Genomic DNA, 19,736 nt, shown 5'->3' on the forward strand with positions numbered 1-19,736 from the left:
ATCTAAACCTATGTCTGCTGTTATTCCGGTTATTTTACCCCACACCCGTTACGAGATTGCGATCGCGGCTGGATCTCTCCCCCATTTAGGAGATCGTCTCGCGTCTTTGAATTTGGGGCAAAAAATTCTCATTGTTTCTAATCCCGATATTTTTGCTCATTATGGGGAAGTCGTGGCAAATTCTCTGAAAACAGCAGGGTTTGAGGTGTTTACCCATTTCATTGCCGCGGGAGAAACTTACAAAACCCTAGACAGTATTGCCCAGGTTTATGATACTGCCCTCAAACATCGTTTAGAAAGGTCTTCAACTCTCTTAGCCCTTGGTGGGGGAGTCATTGGCGATATGACAGGATTTGCCGCAGCTACCTGGTTACGAGGGGTAAATTTTGTCCAGGTTCCCACCTCTTTATTAGCAATGGTAGATGCTTCCATTGGGGGCAAAACGGGGGTTAATCATCCCCAAGGAAAAAACTTAATTGGGGCTTTTTATCAACCCCGTTTAGTGTTTATTGATCCCCTTGTTTTAAAGACATTACCTGTGCGAGAATTTCGGGCAGGAATGGCAGAAGTCATCAAGTATGGGGTAATCTGGGATCGAGATTTATTTCGGCAATTAGAACAAGCTGAAACCTTAGATAATTTAGAGAATTTTAGTCAAGAATTACTGCAAATTATTATTACCCGTTCTTGTCAGGCTAAGGTTGATGTGGTCAGTCAAGACGAAAAAGAAGGGGGATTAAGAGCCATTTTAAATTATGGCCATACCATTGGTCATGCCATTGAAAGTTTAACCGGATATGGCACGATTAATCATGGGGAAGGGGTGGCTATGGGCATGATGGCTGCGGGAAAAATTGCGGTAAACTTGGGAATGTGGACAGAAAAAGAAGCAGAATTTCAAGGACAATTAATCCAAAAAACAGCTTTACCTGTTACCATTCCAGGGACGTTAAATACGGCAGAAGTCTTAGAAAGTTTACAGTTAGATAAGAAGGTAAAATCAGGCAAAGTTCGTTTTATTTTACCCACAGAAATTGGCAAGGTTGTGATTAGCGATCGCGTTTCTTCCGAGATAATTGAGAGGGTACTTGAAGAACTCAAAAATTAATCACACTCAGTAGCTGCAGGGCCATAATTTGTCGGATCAGCTTCATAGCTAGGGGCAAAAACCCTTATACCAGCTTCTTGACAACAATCACGGATATTTTCGTGTAATTTTGACCTGGCTTCTTCAAATTCCTTGAGGGTTTTTCCTTTGAAATATTCCCAATTAATATAGACACTTAATTGATAAGTAACATAGACTTCATTGAGAGATTCTTGAACCACAAAAGGCGTGGGAGACTCAGATACACCATCTGTTTGCACAGCAGCTTTCATGAGAGCATGATAAGCTTGTTGCCAAGGAATTTCATAGCCTAAATAAACGGGAGTTCGGACAATTAAAGGCAGATTTAATTCTTTTGAAGAGAAACTCCAATTAGAAATAGAAGTCGTAATAATTTCCGAATTGGGAATACTAATCACCACATTAGTTGCCGTAAGAAGTCGAGTAACTAACAGGGTAGTTTCTAGCACTTTTCCAGAAATTTCACCAATTGTAATGTAATCTCCTACCCGAAAAGCACGAGTATAAATCAGAATCGTCCCTGATACCACATTAGCAATGACTGAAGTCGATCCCAAGGAAAAAAGCAAGCCTAAAAATACAGAAATTCCTTGAAAAGCCGGAGAATTAAACCCAGGCAATAAAGGAATTACAATAACAGCAGCTAGGACAAAAATTCCTGAAGTTACTAAGCGATAAGTCGGTAAAGCCCATTCAGGATAAAAACCAGGTAAAGAGAAAGTTTCTTGTCTTAATTCATTAAAAAATGACTGAGATAAACGCAGAAAAAACCAAGCAATTAAAACGACTATAATAATAGTTAATAAGTTGGGTAAATAGTTGGTAAAAGCTTGCCAAACACTTTGAAAAGTAATTGAAAGATAATCCCAAAAAGTATTAGCTAAACTTTTTGTCCAAATAAATTGGCTTAAAACTAAAGGAAAGTAAATAATTAGTAGCCCTAAAATAATTCCTATTTGAAGGATACGAGCAATTAAATGAATGACATTATCTAATTGATTAGCCTTGATTAATTCAAAATTTCCGAGACGAACAGCTTGAATATAAGTCGTTCCCCAAAATTTTAATTTTTGATAGATTTTAGTAAAGACATTCTGATTAATAAACAAAAGAATTAAGAGAATAATCGTCGCAACGACACTAAAGATCAGTCCACTAATTACATTTTGAAAACTGCGTTTTTCACGATAACGAGTAACTGCATCCTTGATGATTTTTACATATTCGGTGACTAATACTGAACGAGGTTTATTCACTGCTTTAGCATCTACCTCCGTAATCGTTATTAGGGGGATACTTCCAGCCGAAACAGCAGTGACAGGAATACCAATGCCCTCTGTATCCCCAATATAAATGTCAATATCATCAAGGGATAAGGTTTCATCCTCAGCAAACTCTTTCAATCTGCTGCTAGTACCTTTAGCACGATTTTCCAAGGAGATTCCCCCTAGGGGTTTTCTCAACATAAATAGGGTTTCGCCGTCCAGTATAACAGCTACATCACCTAACCCAGAGACTGACGAGGTAGATTGCCCCATGACAAAGGGAGTCACTGTAACAGCCAACAAACCGATGAGTAGCCAGATGATAAACGTTTGAAGGACTTTTTTCATTCCCAGAGATGTAATGTTTTTTAGATTTATAGTAAAAGGAATTTAGGGATGGGTAATCATTCTCAAGGAAATTTTAAGGGTCAAGATTTCCAAACTGAAAGCTTGTATTCATGATAATTACCGAGGGAAATTGATATAATCCTTTACTCAAAGTCTTTTTTTGAGGAAATATAAAGTTTTTTAGTTAAGAGATATTGACAGTTATAAACTTTTAAAGTTTTGTTTAACAATGGTTACTATGACGGGCATAATCAAAATAGAAAACCTGACTTAATACATTATTTTTAGTCAGGTGTGAGGAGTCGATCTCGTAAATTTATCAGATAGTTTATGGAAATGTATTCGTAAAATTTTCCTTAATTTTCTGTTGTTTTACCTTGACATTTTTTAAGTCAAATATCTAACGTTATCACAATAAATAGAAAAGATCATGAAAACGATTGTCGGACTTCTTGTATTAACTTCTTTATCCTTAAGCACTGTTGTGAGAGCAGAAAGCCTCACTCCCCGACAACAATTAATGGAAACAAGAGCTTGTATCGGTTGCGACTTAGAAGATGCCGATCTTCAAGGTCTTAATTTAGAAGGAGTCAATTTAGAACAAGCCAATTTGCACAATGCTAATCTTCAAGGTGCTAATCTGAAAAATGCCAACCTGCAAGGAGCTATTTTACAAGATGCTCAGTTAATGAATGCTCAACTCGATGGGGTTAATTTGACTGGCGTTAATTTGGTAAATGCTCAACTCGATGGGGTTAATTTGACTGGCGTTAATCTAGAAGGGGTTAACCTTGTTCATGCACACATGGATGGGATTATTTTAACCGATGCCAATCTTCAAGGCGCACAAATGCGGGGCGTGAGTCTAGAAAAAGCCAATTTAAGTGGGGCTAACCTCCAAGGGGCTGACTTGACTGCCCATGATGGGGAAAGGGCAAATCTTAAAGGAATTAACCTGGAAGGGGCTAATTTAAACGGTGCTTATCTACGAGGGGTTCACATGGGTGAAGCCAACCTTAAAGGTGCTGATCTCTCAAGTACAGATTTTAGTCAAGATTATCCTGGCAATCCTACCGCATCGGCTGCTTTAACTGCAGTATCTGCTGCTATGCCCTTTGGCATTCCTATGGGGCTTCCTGATGGGATCACAGGGGTTATGAATGGCAATCCTATCTTAAACACCTCTCTTGGTGTGGGGGTTATCGGTGGCAACCCGATCGCTAGCGGGGTAGTAAGTGCGATCGCGGCTCCTTTTCCTTTTGGTATTGCGGCCGGCGTTATCGGGATTGTTGGGGAGACAATTATTTCTGAAGTTTCTGCCATTAATTCTGACCTTAGTTATGCCAATCTTGAGGGTGCTAACTTAGAAAATGCCCGTCTACAAGATGTGAATTTGCAAAAGTCTAATCTACAAAATGCCAATTTGAAAAATGCCAATTTACATTTTGCTTATTTGTTAGAAGCTAATCTCAGTCATGCGGATTTATCTTCGGCTCAAATGACAGAAATTAATATGGAAGGTGCGAATTTAAGTTATGCCAATTTGACCGGGGCTGATCTCAATTTATCCTATTTAGTCAAAGCAAATTTGAATCATGGGAATTTAGCGTCTGCTCAGTTGACAGAAATTAATATGACTGGGGCTGACTTAAGTGATGCTAATTTAAGTGATGCCAATCTAGAGTTATCTTATTTAGTTGGAGCTAATCTGAGTCGTGCAAATTTTGCTGCTGCTCAATTAACTGAGATTAACATGAGTGAGGTTGATTTAACTAATGTGGATTTAAGTCAAGCTCAAGTTAGATAAGTTGCTGATTATTGTCTGGTGGGCAATGCCCACCAGACACCTAGGGTTTATAAGGTTCAAATTCCTCAACAGGAGGCATATCTTCTGGGGGTTGATAGGGTTCAAATCCATCAACGGGGGGCATATTTTCTGAAGGATTATAAGGGGGAGAATTATCAATTAGGGTGGTATTCTCTACGGGTTGATTAGGGGTTGCTGTTTCAACGGGGATGATAATTTCGGCTGGTTTATCGGGGATATTATTTTCAATTATGATTGGGTTTTCAGTGGGTTGATCAGGGATATTATTTTCCACCGGGACGATAGTTTCAACCGGTTCATAGGGGGTAAAATCATCAATTCTGGTGGTATTTTCTGTTGGTTGATCCGGGGTAATAATGGCTGGGGGTTGAGGAGTTTCTAATTTCCGTTCAGCAGGATAAGGAAAAAGAGCTAAAAACTTTTCTTGTCTTTCTGAAACAGGTTCAGGTGCATAATTCCAAAGACTATCATAAAAAAAGAAAGAAACCCCTAATCCATATTGTTTGGCAGCTAATACTTTTTCTTGAATAAATTCTATTTCAATCGGCCGATTTCTTAACCCTGTTAAAATTCCGACTCCTGTTGGTATTTTTTTCCTGGTTTCTTGAATTTCTGGCTTTTCTAATTGTTTGACAAAACTCGCTAAATCTGGCCGATAAACTTGCACAAGGACTTCATCAATGATGTCCTGTCTTACCCAGGTTAACCAATCTTGTAAATAACCACTGTAAGCGGTGTCATAAGGATTAGGTGAAACAGAAAAAATAGCATTACTTTTTTTGGCTTTAATGGCTTGATTAAGTTGGGCAACATAAGCCGTCATTTTATCAGCCCGCCACTTTAACCAGGCTTCATCTTTGGGGTTAGCAGGGGGATCTTTTTCCGTTTCTTGTTTATATAAATTAACGGTATATTTATCGTAGCCTAATTCACTGGGTAAACTTAAATGATCGTCAAATTGAATGCCATCTGCATCATATAAATTCATCACTTCAATCACTAAAGATGTGATGAATTTTTGGACTTCTGGATGGAAGGGGTTTAACCAAACGACTTCTCCGGCTGCACTAATGGTGGTTTGTGTGCCATCTCTTTTTTGGGTTAACCATTGAGGGTGTTTGGTGGCTAATTCTGAGGTGGGAGGTGCCATAAACCCAAACTCAAACCAAGGTAACACTAATAAGCCTTGATTATGGGCTTTTGTGATTAAATCTGTCAAGGGATCTTGTCCTTGAAACCCTTTATGGACAAAGGGTTGAATACCCGCTTTTTGGGCGATCGCACTGGGATAAAGAGCATAACCTGAATTCCACACGACGGGATATATGGTATTAAAGTTAAGACGGGCTAATTGAGCGATCGCTTCTTCTAATTTGGGTTGATCGAGTAGGGTATTGGTGTCATTGGTGGTTAACCAAACCCCCCGAATTTCCTGTTTTGGAGGAGAAAAGGCAAAAATTGGATGACTAAGCAATACAATACTAAAAAATGTCGCTAAAAAGAGTTGTAAAAACCGAGATTTAAAAATAGACCATCTCATAAGCAGAAAGTTGAGCGTGAGCAAGATCATCTTACAGTTTAGCGATGGTTTGAAGATGATGCTAGGGGTAATGATGATTTTCAGTGACGAATTGTTACCATAGAGAGTATTCAGCAATTAGTCTCTCAAAGTCGAGATCGGAAAAAGTCTTAATATTATGTACTTAATAATACAGGAGGAGATATGATTGCACAAATAACTAACGTAATTTCTCCTGAAGTATTTAAAATTTTGCTAGTTTTTTTTCTTTCATTTCTCATTGGTTTAGAACGAGAAGAATGGAAGTTAATTTCTGGTAAATACTCTTTTGGTGGGGTTCGTACTTATCCTTTAATTGGATTAATTGGCTATAGTATGGCCTCCCTTTCTAGTGGACAAATGTTACCTCTTGCCGCAGGTTTTACTGTTATTGGTGGTTTAATGATGTTGTCTTACTGGCACAAAATGCAGTCTTCTCAAGACTCAGGGTTAACGAATGAAATGGCCGGTTTAGCCACCTACGTTGTCGGTGCATTAGTCTATCATGAGCAATTTTGGATAGCTTCAACTTTAGTAATTATCAGCTTGCTGCTACTAGAATTAAAATCAATGCTGGAAGGATTAGCTCATAGATTTTCTTCTGAAGATATCTTAACTTTTACTAAATTTCTTTTTCTGACAGCAGTTATTCTTCCCATTCTTCCTAACCGAGCGTTCGGTACATTTGAAATAAATCCCTTTAAAACCTGGTTAATTGTAGTAGCAGTTAGTAGCATTTCCTATGGCAGTTTTCTGTTACAAAAGGTTTTCAAAAATCGGGGCGGTATTGCATTAATTGCCCTTTTAGGGGGGGCTTATTCTTCTACAGTAACTACCGTAGCATTAGCTAAACAATCAACCCGCACTCATTCCCCTCATCGCTACGCAGGAGGAATTCTTATGGCTTCTGGAATCATGTATATACGATTAGCTATTCTTATTAATTTATTTAATCAGAATTTGGGGAAAGAATTAACTTTACCCTTTGGCTTTTTGGCTGTAGTTGCGGTAGTAGTTGGATGGTTTTGGTCATCAAAAAAAGATACAAATGTAACACCTTCTGAAGAAAAAAAAAGTTATTCTGCTCGAAATCCTTTAGAATTAAAAGCAGCTTTTTTGTTTGCTTTTTTATTTGTGGTTATGGTCATTGTTACCCATTATACCGCGTTGTATTTAGGGAGTAGTGGATTATATGTTTTGGGGGGAATTATGGGAGTAACAGATGTCGATCCCTTCATTTTAGGAATTACTCAATCAGCCGGTCAATCTACGTCTTTATCTGTCGCAAGTGGGGCGATTTTAATTGCTGCGGCTAGTAATAATTTAATTAAAGGGATCTATGCCATGAGTTTCGGCGATCAACCGACGGGAAGACAAAGCTTTTTTTTGTTACTTTCTTTGGCTATTCTTGGCTTAATTCCCATCATTTTTATTCATAATTAGTAGGGACGAACGGCCGTTCGCCCCTACAAACTTTTGGAAAATTTTTGCAATAAAGTTTCAATTTCTAATAATAACTTTTCCTGAGTCCAATGATAAGATAAATGAGCCGCGATCGCCGCTCCTCCAGCCCCTACCCCTTCTTTAACATAACCCTGTTCATATACTTGTAATTGAGGATAAGAAGACTGAGTAAAACTGAGTTGAGTTGCTAATAGGGGAACATCGCCAATCGACTCTGCTAACCCGACTGTATCCCCTGTGGGATCTTCTGCTACCCAACGGGTTGTTCCGACCACAATATTCTCTAAATCAGCTTTATTTTGGTCACTTTTAAGAATCGCTTTAATGAGGGCATAAACCGCTAACATTTGGGTTCCTCCTGCTAATAAAACGCCCGTTGTTTGACTTGCTGCGATAGCCATTCCTGCTACAACAATTTGCATTGGATCACCGATAGCAGCTACTAATTTAAAGGGATTAATGGTGTTTAAATTAGCTTTTTCTAGTCCTTTTTTAACAATTAATTCTTTTTGTTGATGGTTACAATTAGGATGACTACTGTTAACTTTTCCTGTTGCTTGAATGCCTAATCCTGTGAGAATTGCTAAAGCAGTTGTGGTTCCGCCAACCACACATTCACTAAGAATTAAATATTGTTTTTGTGTATTATTTCCTAGATTTTTTCCCCAGTCTAAACCTTTTTGAAAGAGATGATAAACTATGTCTAAAGGCAAGGCATTTCCAGTCGTTAAACAGTTAGCAGGAATGCCCCCTAAATCGATATAAGGAACAGAAGGAAGATAAAGTAATCCTGCATTGAATAAGTATATTGGAATGTTTAAAGATTCCACCACAGCGCGAGTAATAAAAACAGGAGAAACCCCTTCATTTAAAGAGGGTAGAGGATATTGATAATGAGATTGTATGCCATTGATTAAAAATTCAGCATCAGCGATCGCTGTATATTTCCTCGCTTCAGGGGTTGCTCCTGCGGCAGAAATTCCTGGTATTAAACCAGTCTCAGTAAAGCCTAAAATACAAGCAAAAATAGGTGAAAAAGTTTGATAGTTATTTAACCATTTTTGACCTATTTCTTTCTGTGTATAAATACGAATCATATAGTTATTTGATAGTAATTAAACCGTAGGAGCGAATACCATTCGCCCTTATATAATTTGATAAATATTAATATAAATTTACACCTTTAAACTTGGCCATTTTAGCATTAGCAGCTTCTCCACAAGTACGAGGAGTAGGAAACAATTTACCAGGGTTAGCTAAATTATCAGGGTTAAAGACATTTCTCACCCATTGCATTGTCTCTAAATCTACCTCATTAAACATATAGGGCATATAACAATTTTTATCAGCCCCAATACCGTGTTCACCGGATAAACTGCCTCCTAATTCCACACACAATTTAAGAATTTCTCCCCCTAATTCTTCCACTTCTTCCCATTGTCCTGGAATAGAATTATCATATAAAATCAAAGGATGTAAGTTGCCATCTCCTGCATGAAAAACGTTAGCAATACGATAACCATGTTCCTTACCCAATTGGTTAATTCTTTCTAAAACATTGGCTAATTGTGTGCGAGGAACAACCCCATCTTGTACAAAATAATTAGGGCTAATATTTCCCGCCGCAGCAAAGGCCGCCTTTCTCCCTTTCCACAATTTTAAACGGGTTTCTAAATCATTGGCTGAGGTAATTTCTCGTGATCCATTTTGACGACAAATTTGAGCAACTTTTTCTTTATTTGCGGAGACTTCTATCTGTAACCCATCCAATTCTACTAATAAAATAGCCGCCGCATCTCTCGGATAACAGTTCGTTTTAACCGTATCTTCCACCGCATTAATACAGAAATTATCCATAATTTCCATCCCCGCAGGAATGATCCCTGAACTAATAATATCAGCTACTGCTTGTCCGGCTGCTTCTACACTGGTAAAATCCGCTAATAAGACACAAATTGCTTCAGGGGTTTTCAGAATCTTTAAAGTGATTTCTGTGGCAATACCTAATGTGCCTTCAGAACCCACAAATAGCCCCGTTAAATCATACCCAGGCATCTCAGGAATGCTACCCCCCACATCAATAATTGACCCATCAGGAACCACTAATTTTAAGCCTAAAACATGATTAGTTGTTACCCCATATTTTAAACAATGAACACCCCCAGAATTTTCCGCAATATTGCCGCCAATTGAACAAATAATTTGACTTGAAGGATCAGGAGCATAATAAAAACCCGCCCCACTAACCGCTTGTGTTACCCAATTATTAATCACACCAGGTTGCACAATTACCCGTTGATTTTCTAAATCAATATCAAGAATTTGGTTCATACGGGCTGTTACAATTAAGACGCAATCTTTTACAGGTAAAGCACCACCGGATAACCCTGTTCCTGCGCCTCTCGCAACCCAAGGAATTTGATAATCATGACAGATTTTAACGGCCGCGGCCACTTCTTCAGTGGTGCGAGGAAGAACAACAATTGCAGGCCGTTGACGATAGCTAGTCAACCCATCACATTCATAGGTTAAAAGTTCTTCTTTGCGACGAATTACCCCATCTTTGCCGATGGCTGTTTCTAATGCTTTGATGATGGGTTTCCATTTTTTATCAGTATCGTTGAGAATTTGATTAAATAGCATAATTGTGGTTATTAGTTTCTCTATTTGAATGATGATAGTTACGCTGTTGCTATTAAGGTTTGAGAGTTCCCCCTCGAATTACCCAAGTTACTGAACCACTAATGAGGGCAGTTAAAACAATAATAACAATTTGTCGCCAGTTTTTCAGTTCTCCTACCTTTTCTGCTAAATCTGGGATTTTTTGAACAAATTGCTGTTGATTCTGTAAACTGCCTTCAACTTTGCCCAAGCTTACCCTTAAATCGCTGACTTCTTTGCCCAAACTTACTCTTAAATCACTTACTTCTTTGCCCAAGCTTACCCTGACATCACTCACTTCTTTTTCTAACCGATCAAAACGACTATTGATCAAATCCTTTAATTCTTTGATGTCAGATTCAGTAACAGTAGACATAATGTTATTCTCCAATTAGATAGTGTTTTTAGATCTTCCCCAATTGCCTTTAGAGGACTTACTTTAATTATCGGTTATCCATAGCGGTTCTGTTGTTTATTTTATAATTTTTATGGACTGGGAATCGCCCTAATTAAAAGAGTCATCAAACTGGTTAATACAGCAACAACAATCGGAATTATTAAAGATTTAGCTCCTTTTAAATCAGCAATATCTGTGGTTAACGTTTTTTGTTCTAACTCAATTTTGTCAATTGTTTTATCAATCATTGTTAATTGTTTATCAATACTTTCTACTTTTTCTTCTAAACGAGCTTGCCCCACTTCCAAATTATTAAGACGCGCATCTATCTTGTCAAGCTTCTGATTTATTTGTCCTAAGACTTGACCCAGATCCGTTGTTACTTGTATTGGTGTGTTGGACATTATCTATATGGTTGAATTGCGATCATCTTCTATAGTCATTGTATCTTGATTCCTAAAGATTTCTTGCTGTTAACCCTAGTTAAAATCCCTAAAATGATACAATGCACATGATTCTAAACAGCATCAGGTAAGACTATCGTGGTTCAAATATCCGTCTCACCCCCTCTAACTCAGTCCCCACCGCAAGAAACAGCCCAATTAAAGGACTGGTTACAATCAATTGTACAAAGAATTATCAATGGCGATCGCCTCAACAAAACTGAAGCCTTAACCCTCACCCAAATAGAAGGCAAAGACAACATTTTATTATTGTGTGAAGCAGCAGATCAAATTCGTCAAGCCTGTTGCGGTAATGTGGTGGATTTATGTAGCATTATTAACGTTAAATCGGGTAATTGTTCGGAAAATTGCCGTTTTTGTTCCCAGTCAGTCCATCATCAAGGGGAAGACTCCCCCATCTATGGGTTAAAATCTTCAGAGGAAATTCTCGCCCAAGCAAAGGCAGCAGAAGAAGCAGGAGCAAAACGCTTTTGTTTAGTCAGTCAGGGACGGGGGCCAAAGTATAGTAGCCCGAAATCAGGGGAATTTGAGCAAATATTAGAAACAGTAAGACAAATAACCCGCGAAACCAATATTAAGCCCTGTTGCGCCTTGGGAGAAGTTACTTTAGAACAAGCACAGGAACTGAAAGAAGCAGGAGTTACCCGTTATAACCATAACCTAGAAGCCTCAGAAAACTTCTACAGCGACATCGTAACCACCCATAGCTGGGGCGATCGCGTGGAAACCGTCAAAAACCTCAAAGCTGCCGGAATACAAGCCTGTACAGGCGGTATTATGGGCATGGGAGAAACCTGGGAAGATCGGGTAGATCTCGCTTTATCCTTACGGGAATTAGAAGTAGACTCCGTTCCCATTAACCTCCTCAACCCCAGAGAAGGAACCCCTTTGGGCCATTTACCAAAATTAGATGTCTTTGAGGCATTGAAGGCGATCGCCATTTTCCGCTTTATCCTACCTGAGCAAATTCTCCGGTATGCCGGGGGCAGAGAGGCTGTTATGGGAGAATTACAGAGTCTAGGGTTAAAATCAGGAATTAATGCTATGCTGATTGGACATTACCTTACAACCCTGGGACAACCCCCAGAAAAAGATCACGCAATGCTAGAATCTTTAGGACTGCACGGGGGTGAAGCTCCAATTCCTGGTGAATATCAAACGCAAACGAACAAAACCGCTCACTAATCAAAAATCCTCATCAACGGTGTCTTTTGCCAATGAATTTCTTTGGGCGATAATCGGCTTATTATTAACAGTTTTCAGCACCTTTGTTGAAGCTTTCGTTACTAATATGCCCTGGACTTGGTCAGAACAAGGGGTTCATCCTTTACCCCTTGGGGTCACGTTTCAAGTTGGGGCTGTACTCCTAACGGGGTGTATGGGAGGGAAAAATGCGGGGTTACTCGCTCAAGTTGCCTATGTATTTTTAGGGCTATTTTGGCATCCTGTTTTTGCTCAAGGCGGGGGTTTAGATTATTGGCAGCAACCAAGTTTTGGTTATATTTTAGGCTTTATGCCTGGGGCTTGGCTTTGTGGTTGGATGGCATTTCAAACTAGGACAAAATTAGAATCTTTGGCCATCGGTGGACTGAGTGGGTTGTTAGTGATTCATCTTTGTGGCTTAATTTATTTAGTTGGTTTGTCTTTTTTAAGCCCTATAACTGTTCCTCATAACAGTCTATTCGAGATGATTATTAATTATTCTGTACAGCCTATTCCTGGTCAATTTGTGATTGTTTGTGCCATGGCAATTATTGCTTTTATTTTACGTCAAATTTTATTTTATTAACTAAATCTAAATAAACTAAGGCTCAAGAAAAATCCCATTGATGGTGAAGATTTATGAAAAAAAATCGGTGGTTTTGGCTAGTAGGTTTGGTGGGTTTAATTATCGATCAAATCACTAAATATTGGGTAGTACAATCATTTCCTGACATGGGAGATACCTTACCTTTATGGTCAGGGGTTTTTCATATTACCTATGTCGTTAATACAGGGGCAGCTTTTAGTTTTTTTACCGGAGGAGCTAAATGGTTGCGTTGGCTTTCTTTAGGGGTGAGTTTAGCATTAATGTCTTTTGCTTGGTGGGGAGAAAAAATGAGGGTAACGGAACAATTAGGCTATGGTTTTATTTTATCCGGTGCATTAGGCAATGGGTTGGATCGTTTTTTGTTTGGCTATGTGGTAGATTTTTTAGACTTTCGTTTAATTAATTTTCCGGTGTTTAATTTTGCTGATGTTTTTATTAATATTGGTATTGTTTTTCTCTTAATTGCGAGTTTTCCCCCTCAGTCTTCTCCGAAATCATCTCATTAGTTATCTTCTGCCTCCTGCCTCCTGCTAAAATATAGTAACCAGCTAAAGAGGTGAATTATGGTTCAATTTAATTGATGGGGAATACCAAGTAAACCAGTTTAATGATGATAATTCCCTCGTCTCCCCCACCTTTCCCCACTTAAATCTGAGGGTAACACAGATTGTTCAAGTCATATTTCAGCCCTAACCCTAAAGGGTTGGGCTATAGGAACAAAGCCCGCCTGCGCGGGCTATTCCGACAAATTATTAATATTTGAGCCTGCCTAGGCAGGCTTCGTTCCTATCGCTCCAGGCTTCAGCCTACGAGCATTTCAAAAGAATGAAATAGCCCTGCTAAAAACCTTAAAAGCTCCCCAAATAGGTAGCCAATTTTTCTAAATCCTAAAGTATGTTTTTTGTGAGAATTTTATGAAAATCTAAGCATGAATGACTTGATTTTTAGGATTAACTAAACGCAAGAGTTTTTGTTTAATTTGGGCATCTACTAATTCCCATTTCAACTTAGTATAATCGCTGTCATCATTGCCGCCGCCAAAAAAGCCCATGGAAATCTCAAAGCCACCAGCCATCTCTCTACCGCCACCATAATAACGCCCTTGAGCATCTTTTCCTAAAGCTTCTTTGAGAAATTCATCGGGATCTAGGGTGAGTTTATTGGTGCGTAAAGAACCGATCACTACTTCAATTTCATGCTCTTGGTCATGGATAATACCATAAACCAAGGCGGTGTGAATATTCTCTTCAGTTACTAGAAAATCGGCTGCTTGGGGAATGGCATCTCGATCTTCATATCTTAAGTAACCCACCCCCGCAATGGAGAAATTGTTTTGAATGAAACGGTTTTTCAGCGATCGCTCGATCACATCCATTACCCGACCCGATCGCGCTGATTGTAGCACTGAATTGAGTAATTGGGGATCATAAACACGGGATAAATAGGCCGCAGCGAGTAAGTCTTCTTCCTGTGCTTGTAATAACCCATTGGTATCAGAGCGAATACCGTGCATCAACGCTGTAGCACACTTGACATGAGTGGGGTTATTACTATTAAAGTCTAATAGCCCTGCTTGTAGGTATTGGGCGATAATGGTGGCGGTGGCGCGAATTTTGGGACGCAAATCCATAAATTCGGCGTTGATGTTACCCTGTTGTGTATGATGATCTACCACGATCACAATGGGGATTTTTGCCTGTTTAACATAGGGCATTAATTGGCTGGTATTGCCCTGAGAGTCTACTAAGACACAACCTTGATAAATGGAGAGATCCCGCTCTTTTAGGGTGCTGACACTCCACCGTTTGGCGGGTAAACCTGTCAGTCTGACAAGGGCAATATTTTCTTGGTGAGAAAGGGTACCTGCGTAAACGATATCACATTCAATCTCATAAGGCTGAGCCATCAATTGATAAGCCCAGGCACTAGAAAGGGCATCAGGATCAGGAAAATCTTGGATAACGACGATATGACGCTCACCACGGTGAGATTCTAAGGTTTGTTGTAGCTTTTGTGCTAGTTTCCCCAAGGATAGACATTGACTCCCCTTTCCACTTTCTGGGACAGTATTTGTCCCATTCTCGTCTTCTACTTTATTTAAGGCGGATGGTAATTTGGTGGGTGAGTTATTATTCCCCGTAGGAGTAAGTAAGGTTGCTTTCATCTGCTAGGCTTTGATTAAACGATGATTGGGTTGATTGACTTTTGTGATTTAGATAACTTGGGGTTAAAGTTTACCATCTCCTCAATAAAATGTGGAAAGGACTATCTTGATGAAGTGTAAAAGTTATCTAAGGAGATTAACCGTATATTTGACTACTTTATGAATGACTCTACTTATTATTATTATATCTCCTCTAGATTGTTTTTAACTATGAAGTGGTTTATTAAAAAAGTCTTGACTATTCTTTCGGTTTATTATGCCAATATGTTAGAGTATCGGGCAGAAATTTTTTTATGGGTTTTATCGGGTTCCCTGCCTATTATTTTAATGGGGGTTTGGGTAGAGGCTGCCCAAGGGGGAAAGTTTGTCTTAAGTGCGACGGAATTTGCTCGTTATTTTTTTGCTGTTTTCCAAATTCGTCAATTTACTAATGTTTGGGTGATTTGGGATTTTGAAAAAGAAGTTATTGAAGGAAAATTATCTTTTAAATTATTACAACCTTTTGATCCGGCATGGCATCATATAGCTAGACATATTGCTGAAAAATTTACTCGTCTTCCTTTAGCTATTTTTCTCACAGTTTTATTTTTTGCTCTTTATCCCCAAGCTTTTTGGATACCCAATATCCTCAATATTCTTCTATGTTTAATGACGATGGTAATGGCTTTTACTTTACGATTTTTAATTCAATATACCTTTGCCATGGGTGCTTTTTGGACAGAAAGAGCAACTGCTATTCAACAATTTTGGTTCTTATTTGATATATTTTTATCAGGGATCGCGGCACCTTTAGATGTTTTTCCCTCTACTGTCCGTGATATTGTTATGTGGACACCTTTTCCTTATACTGTTTATTTTCCTGTGGCTTTATTGCTTGATTTTCCGGTTAATATAATGAGTGGTTTTTTGATTATGTTCGGTTGGATAGTAATTTTTGCTATTCTTAATCGTTGGTTATGGAAATTAGGATTAAAACAATATTCAGGCATGGGAGCATAGTTAATTAGGGTTTGCTGAATAATAGACTTTAACTCTAAAGACAAAACCCCGTAGAGACGTTGCAGGCAACGTCTCTACGTTAACCTACTTTAATAACCGGATTTGGTATTAATTATTAGTTTAGCAGATTAAGTTCGGTAGAACAAAATATTCTCGATACGCCATCAAAGCATCTTGTTTAACTTCCTCAGCAACAATGGGAAAGGTGTTTAATATATGACTAAATTCTGTTTCATTTAACCCGTATAAGTGGGCTATCATTCCATCTAATTCTGCCCGTAATTTGGCTCTTTCTGTTTCGCTGGTGACACCATTTTTATGACTACCTAACCCGACTTCTTGGGCTAATTCGTCATATTCTGGGGTCGTACAAATTAGTTTAGCTGCACGTTCTACAATTTCCTTAAAATAAGCATCTTTTTCTGTTAGTCTGGGAACGGGTAATTGATAAATATAGAACATATTAATATTAGCTGATACTTTTTGTCTTAACAACCAATCAACTAGAAAAGAATTAAGAAAAGAAACACACAATAATTGATATTTATGCTCTAAACTTTCTGAAATATTTAGAGAATTACCAGTAAAACAGGGTGGAATTACTGAAAAAATTAAAGTTCTTTGATCTGTATTCCTTGCAATAGCACGATAAGCTAATCTATAACACTGATAATCTAATATTTGACCCTTATCAACGCCTTTTTTACCTAATACAGTTTGTCTTCCTTCTGCTTCATCTATCCAATAACGAGGTTGTGCATAATTATGAGTAAATTGATGTATCATTTTTCCTTCATATAAAGGTAATCTTCTTTTTGCTGGTTCAGTTTTAAATAAATGACTATCATTAGTCATGTGAAATTCTGAGGTTAATTTTAAATTCCATGTGTCTTCTATTTGTTCCCCCAATAAAGGAAACTGACTCATCTTTTTAGCGATAGTAATATCTAAATCTGTTTTAAACTCCATCACTGAAATAGAATCAGGGGATAATTGACGAACGAGATTAATATCAATATCAACTAATTTCGATTCATCATTAAGAAATTGACCTAATTCTTCCTTTCTTATTGCTTCTCTAGGATCTATGCGAAAGATAGCTTTAAAAGAAGAAGTTTGACTTCCTTTTTCAAAATCTAATAAACAGAATTTAAAGCGATGATCAACCCCTTCAAAGATAAATCTTTCATTTGATAAACTAAATAATTTTCCTAATTCAGTTTGAGAAAATAACATTTCTCTAAGTTGTTTTGTCCCTAAATCTGTATAAATTCCTGTAGGAATAATAATTCCACAACGTCCATGAGATTGTAATAAATTAAACGTTTGTTCTAAAAATAACTTATATAAATTAATATCTGTTCCCTGTTTTTTGCCATTTACCACTGATATTTGATTAAGATATTGTTCCGCACTGCGATAATATAAACTCACATGAGGATATTGACTTTGATAGTCTAACCATGCACTAGCAACCTCAGCATTTTCTAAGAGTTGTTTCTGTTGTTTCTCAAACGTTTTAATATCCATCTTATTTTTAGTCACCAAGTCGCTATAACTTGCAAAAAACTCTTTTGCTTGGGGTTTAAAAATCTCCCAAGGAGGGTTAGTAATGATGATATCAAATCCTCCTCTATCAATAATCTCATCAAAATGATAACCCCAATGAAAGGGTTTTAACGCTTCCATGTCTGCAATATTTAAAAGACGCTTTTTAGCTTTTCCTTTAAGTTGTACTTCCTCATATTTAATCCCCAACTTAATGCTAAACTCATCTAATAATAATTGATTTAACTTAGCGATAGATTCACGGTTAACTTTTTCAATATGATCTCTCAACATTTGTAATCTATCAGTTTGAGACGTTCCCTTTACTTCTCCTTGCAAAAAAGCGTGTTCTTTATACTTACGAATACTCTCATTTTTCTCTTTCAAAATACGTTCATATTCTGATGCTGCAAGCTGAGATAATAAACTTCCTTGAATAAAAGTAGGTTCTAATAAATTAATTTGAGTGCTTTCATCGTTAACATTTGAAGACTTATTTTTTTTATTACTAATACTATCAAAAGCATTACCATCAACACGAATTAAACCAATTAAAGAATTACCTGCCATAATATTAAAATCAATATTAGGTAAGGGTTCTAAATCATCCACTGTTTTCGCAGAAGCAACTAAACTTAAAAAGAGACGTAATTTAGCAATTTCCGTCGCTTCTTCCATGATATCAATACCATATAAATTATTGGTAATGATACGCTTTTTAATATAATATTCTAAAGAAGGATGACGAGTCATAATTTCTTGTAAACGGGTTTTATTTTTTTCATCTCCAGACTGTTTAATATAATCAAAAATGCTGGTATAAATACTAATTAAATGCTTTAAAGCAGCGACTAAAAAAGCCGCACTTCCACAAGCAGGATCTAAAATTGAAAGATTAGGTAAAATATCATCTAACAATAGATTACAGATGTTGTTATCTAAATTATCAGTAACACAACCATCTTGGTTGTTAGAAGAAGATAACAGGCTAGAAGCCTGTGTTACAATGAATTTATCAATAGTACGCTGACATAAATATTCAGTAATTTCGGGACGAGTATAATAAGCACCAAATTCTTTTTGGTTAATATACTTCTCAAAAATATAGCCTAACACATCAGGATTAATCTCGTCATCTTTACCCGTTGGTCTATCATCTAAATGCCAAGTATAACTAGAAAATAAACTAAAGATTTCCGTGAAACCCAGATCCGCTATCTTAATTTTATCCTGATATTTCACTTCAATAGAATGAGGTAAAAATAAGCCCCCATTCAAATATTTAATCTTACCAATTAATTGATTAACTGCATCACTTCTTAATTCTTCTCGTTGACCAAACCCTTGAAAAAATAAACTTTTTAAGAACTCTTGATAATATAAATCTTTCCCTTTTTGTTCACTTTCATCTAACTTATCTTGCAGATAATCCGTATTACCATCATCTAAAAACCCTTTCTTTTGCAGGAAATAAATAAACATCAAACGATTTAAAATAACAGAAGCATACCAAGACGCATCCTTATTATTATCAATTCCTTCAATAAAACCAACTAATTGTAAATGCTTTTGTTGAAACTTACCAAAAAATTCCTTAGTTACTTTTTCAATATCAAACCCTTTCTTAACCCGTTGAGTCATTTCAGGTAAATTAATGATTTCTTCCTCCTCTAAAGAAACCGCTATCTTTTCTAAGTTCTGAATTAATAACTCTCCCGACTGTTTGATATTAAAGTTGGTTTCTTTGAGAATAGGACGTTTTTCACCCTCTCGTTTTACCCATTGCCAAACTTGTTGACCCGACTTTAAACAACCATAAATAATCAGATGTTCATGGGTATATTTAGTGACCTCTGTATCAATTCGTTGACGACTGTTTTGAGGGGGTATAGGTTCATTTTCTGTCAGACAAGCGTAAATAACTAACCCACGTTTTTGAGCGATCGCCTGTAAAGAATATGAGTCTTTATCTATAATAATAGGAGGAATAGAAATATCAACATTATCCCAAAATAATTCCTCAATAAATAAGGATTCAAAATCAAAAGCTTTGAGGTATTTCTGCACTCGTTGACGGTTTAATTTCATTGTAGTTTTTAAT

At 37.4% G+C, this 19,736-nt stretch carries 15 protein-coding genes; 7 read left to right on the plus strand and 8 right to left on the minus strand.

Going from position 1 to position 19,736, the window contains the following annotated elements; all coding sequences use genetic code 11:
• Positions 1–10 precede the first annotated feature (10 nt).
• On the plus strand, positions 11–1,108 hold the full coding sequence (gene aroB / locus VB715_RS05675) for a 3-dehydroquinate synthase (protein ID WP_323300230.1): 1,098 nt from the start codon (positions 11–13) through the stop codon (positions 1,106–1,108).
• On the opposite strand, the gene VB715_RS05680 is transcribed toward aroB, so the two are convergent.
• Complete coding sequence (locus VB715_RS05680) at positions 1,105–2,742, minus strand: mechanosensitive ion channel family protein (protein WP_323300231.1); 1,638 nt, start codon at positions 2,740–2,742, stop codon at positions 1,105–1,107. The genes aroB and VB715_RS05680 overlap by 4 nt on opposite strands.
• 430 nt (positions 2,743–3,172) lie before the next feature.
• On the opposite strand from VB715_RS05680, the gene VB715_RS05685 reads away from it, so the two are divergent.
• A complete protein-coding gene (locus tag VB715_RS05685; RefSeq protein ID WP_323300232.1) occupies positions 3,173–4,549 on the plus strand; it encodes a pentapeptide repeat-containing protein in 1,377 nt (458 codons plus the stop codon).
• A gap of 40 nt (positions 4,550–4,589) precedes the next feature.
• Here VB715_RS05685 and VB715_RS05690 read toward each other — a convergent pair whose 3' ends face one another.
• The gene (locus tag VB715_RS05690; protein WP_323300233.1) at positions 4,590–6,110 is read right to left on the minus strand and encodes a family 10 glycosylhydrolase; all 1,521 of its coding nucleotides are present in this window, start codon (positions 6,108–6,110) and stop codon (positions 4,590–4,592) included.
• A gap of 183 nt (positions 6,111–6,293) precedes the next feature.
• On the opposite strand from VB715_RS05690, the gene VB715_RS05695 reads away from it, so the two are divergent.
• Positions 6,294–7,571 (plus strand): MgtC/SapB family protein, encoded by a 1,278-nt coding sequence (locus VB715_RS05695; protein ID WP_323300234.1) that lies wholly within the window; start codon positions 6,294–6,296, stop codon positions 7,569–7,571.
• A gap of 23 nt (positions 7,572–7,594) precedes the next feature.
• On the opposite strand, the gene cobT is transcribed toward VB715_RS05695, so the two are convergent.
• The 4 genes from cobT to VB715_RS05715 all read right to left on the minus strand — a co-directional run bounded on the left by cobT (position 7,595) and on the right by VB715_RS05715 (position 11,054).
• Complete coding sequence (gene cobT, locus VB715_RS05700; RefSeq protein ID WP_323300235.1) at positions 7,595–8,689, minus strand: nicotinate mononucleotide-dependent phosphoribosyltransferase CobT; 1,095 nt, start codon at positions 8,687–8,689, stop codon at positions 7,595–7,597.
• Between the two features lie 67 nt (positions 8,690–8,756).
• Positions 8,757–10,235, minus strand: a complete 1,479-nt coding sequence (gene glcD / locus VB715_RS05705) for a glycolate oxidase subunit GlcD (protein ID WP_323300236.1) — start codon at positions 10,233–10,235, stop codon at positions 8,757–8,759.
• 52 nt (positions 10,236–10,287) lie between these two features.
• Positions 10,288–10,629 carry a hypothetical protein gene (locus tag VB715_RS05710; protein WP_323300237.1) on the minus strand — a complete coding sequence of 114 codons (342 nt, stop codon included), beginning with the start codon at positions 10,627–10,629 and terminating at the stop codon, positions 10,288–10,290.
• A 110-nt stretch (positions 10,630–10,739) separates the two neighbouring features.
• On the minus strand, positions 10,740–11,054 hold the full coding sequence (locus VB715_RS05715; protein ID WP_323300238.1) for a hypothetical protein: 315 nt from the start codon (positions 11,052–11,054) through the stop codon (positions 10,740–10,742).
• 138 nt (positions 11,055–11,192) lie between these two features.
• Here VB715_RS05715 and bioB point away from each other — a divergent pair, with 138 nt between their 5' ends.
• The 3 genes from bioB to lspA are packed head-to-tail and all read left to right on the plus strand — an operon-like array spanning position 11,193 to position 13,430.
• Entirely contained in the window at positions 11,193–12,299 is a 1,107-nt protein-coding gene (bioB, locus tag VB715_RS05720) for a biotin synthase BioB (RefSeq protein ID WP_323300239.1), read from the plus strand.
• Entirely contained in the window at positions 12,262–12,903 is a 642-nt protein-coding gene (locus VB715_RS05725; RefSeq protein WP_323300240.1) for a biotin transporter BioY, read from the plus strand. Before bioB ends, VB715_RS05725 begins: the two co-directional genes overlap by 38 nt.
• 53 nt (positions 12,904–12,956) lie before the next feature.
• On the plus strand, positions 12,957–13,430 hold the full coding sequence (gene lspA / locus VB715_RS05730) for a signal peptidase II (protein WP_323300241.1): 474 nt from the start codon (positions 12,957–12,959) through the stop codon (positions 13,428–13,430).
• 416 nt (positions 13,431–13,846) lie between these two features.
• Here lspA and VB715_RS05735 read toward each other — a convergent pair whose 3' ends face one another.
• Positions 13,847–15,088 carry a bifunctional oligoribonuclease/PAP phosphatase NrnA gene (locus VB715_RS05735; protein WP_323300242.1) on the minus strand — a complete coding sequence of 414 codons (1,242 nt, stop codon included), beginning with the start codon at positions 15,086–15,088 and terminating at the stop codon, positions 13,847–13,849.
• Between the two features lie 210 nt (positions 15,089–15,298).
• On the opposite strand from VB715_RS05735, the gene VB715_RS05740 reads away from it, so the two are divergent.
• Positions 15,299–16,087, plus strand: a complete 789-nt coding sequence (locus VB715_RS05740; protein WP_323300243.1) for an ABC transporter permease — start codon at positions 15,299–15,301, stop codon at positions 16,085–16,087.
• Positions 16,088–16,207: 120 nt separating this feature from the next.
• On the opposite strand, the gene VB715_RS05745 is transcribed toward VB715_RS05740, so the two are convergent.
• The gene (locus tag VB715_RS05745; protein ID WP_323300244.1) at positions 16,208–19,723 is read right to left on the minus strand and encodes an Eco57I restriction-modification methylase domain-containing protein; all 3,516 of its coding nucleotides are present in this window, start codon (positions 19,721–19,723) and stop codon (positions 16,208–16,210) included.
• Positions 19,724–19,736: the final 13 nt, after the last annotated feature.

It is taken from the genome of Crocosphaera sp. UHCC 0190 (assembly GCF_034932065.1).
Classification (GTDB): domain Bacteria; phylum Cyanobacteriota; class Cyanobacteriia; order Cyanobacteriales; family Microcystaceae; genus UHCC-0190.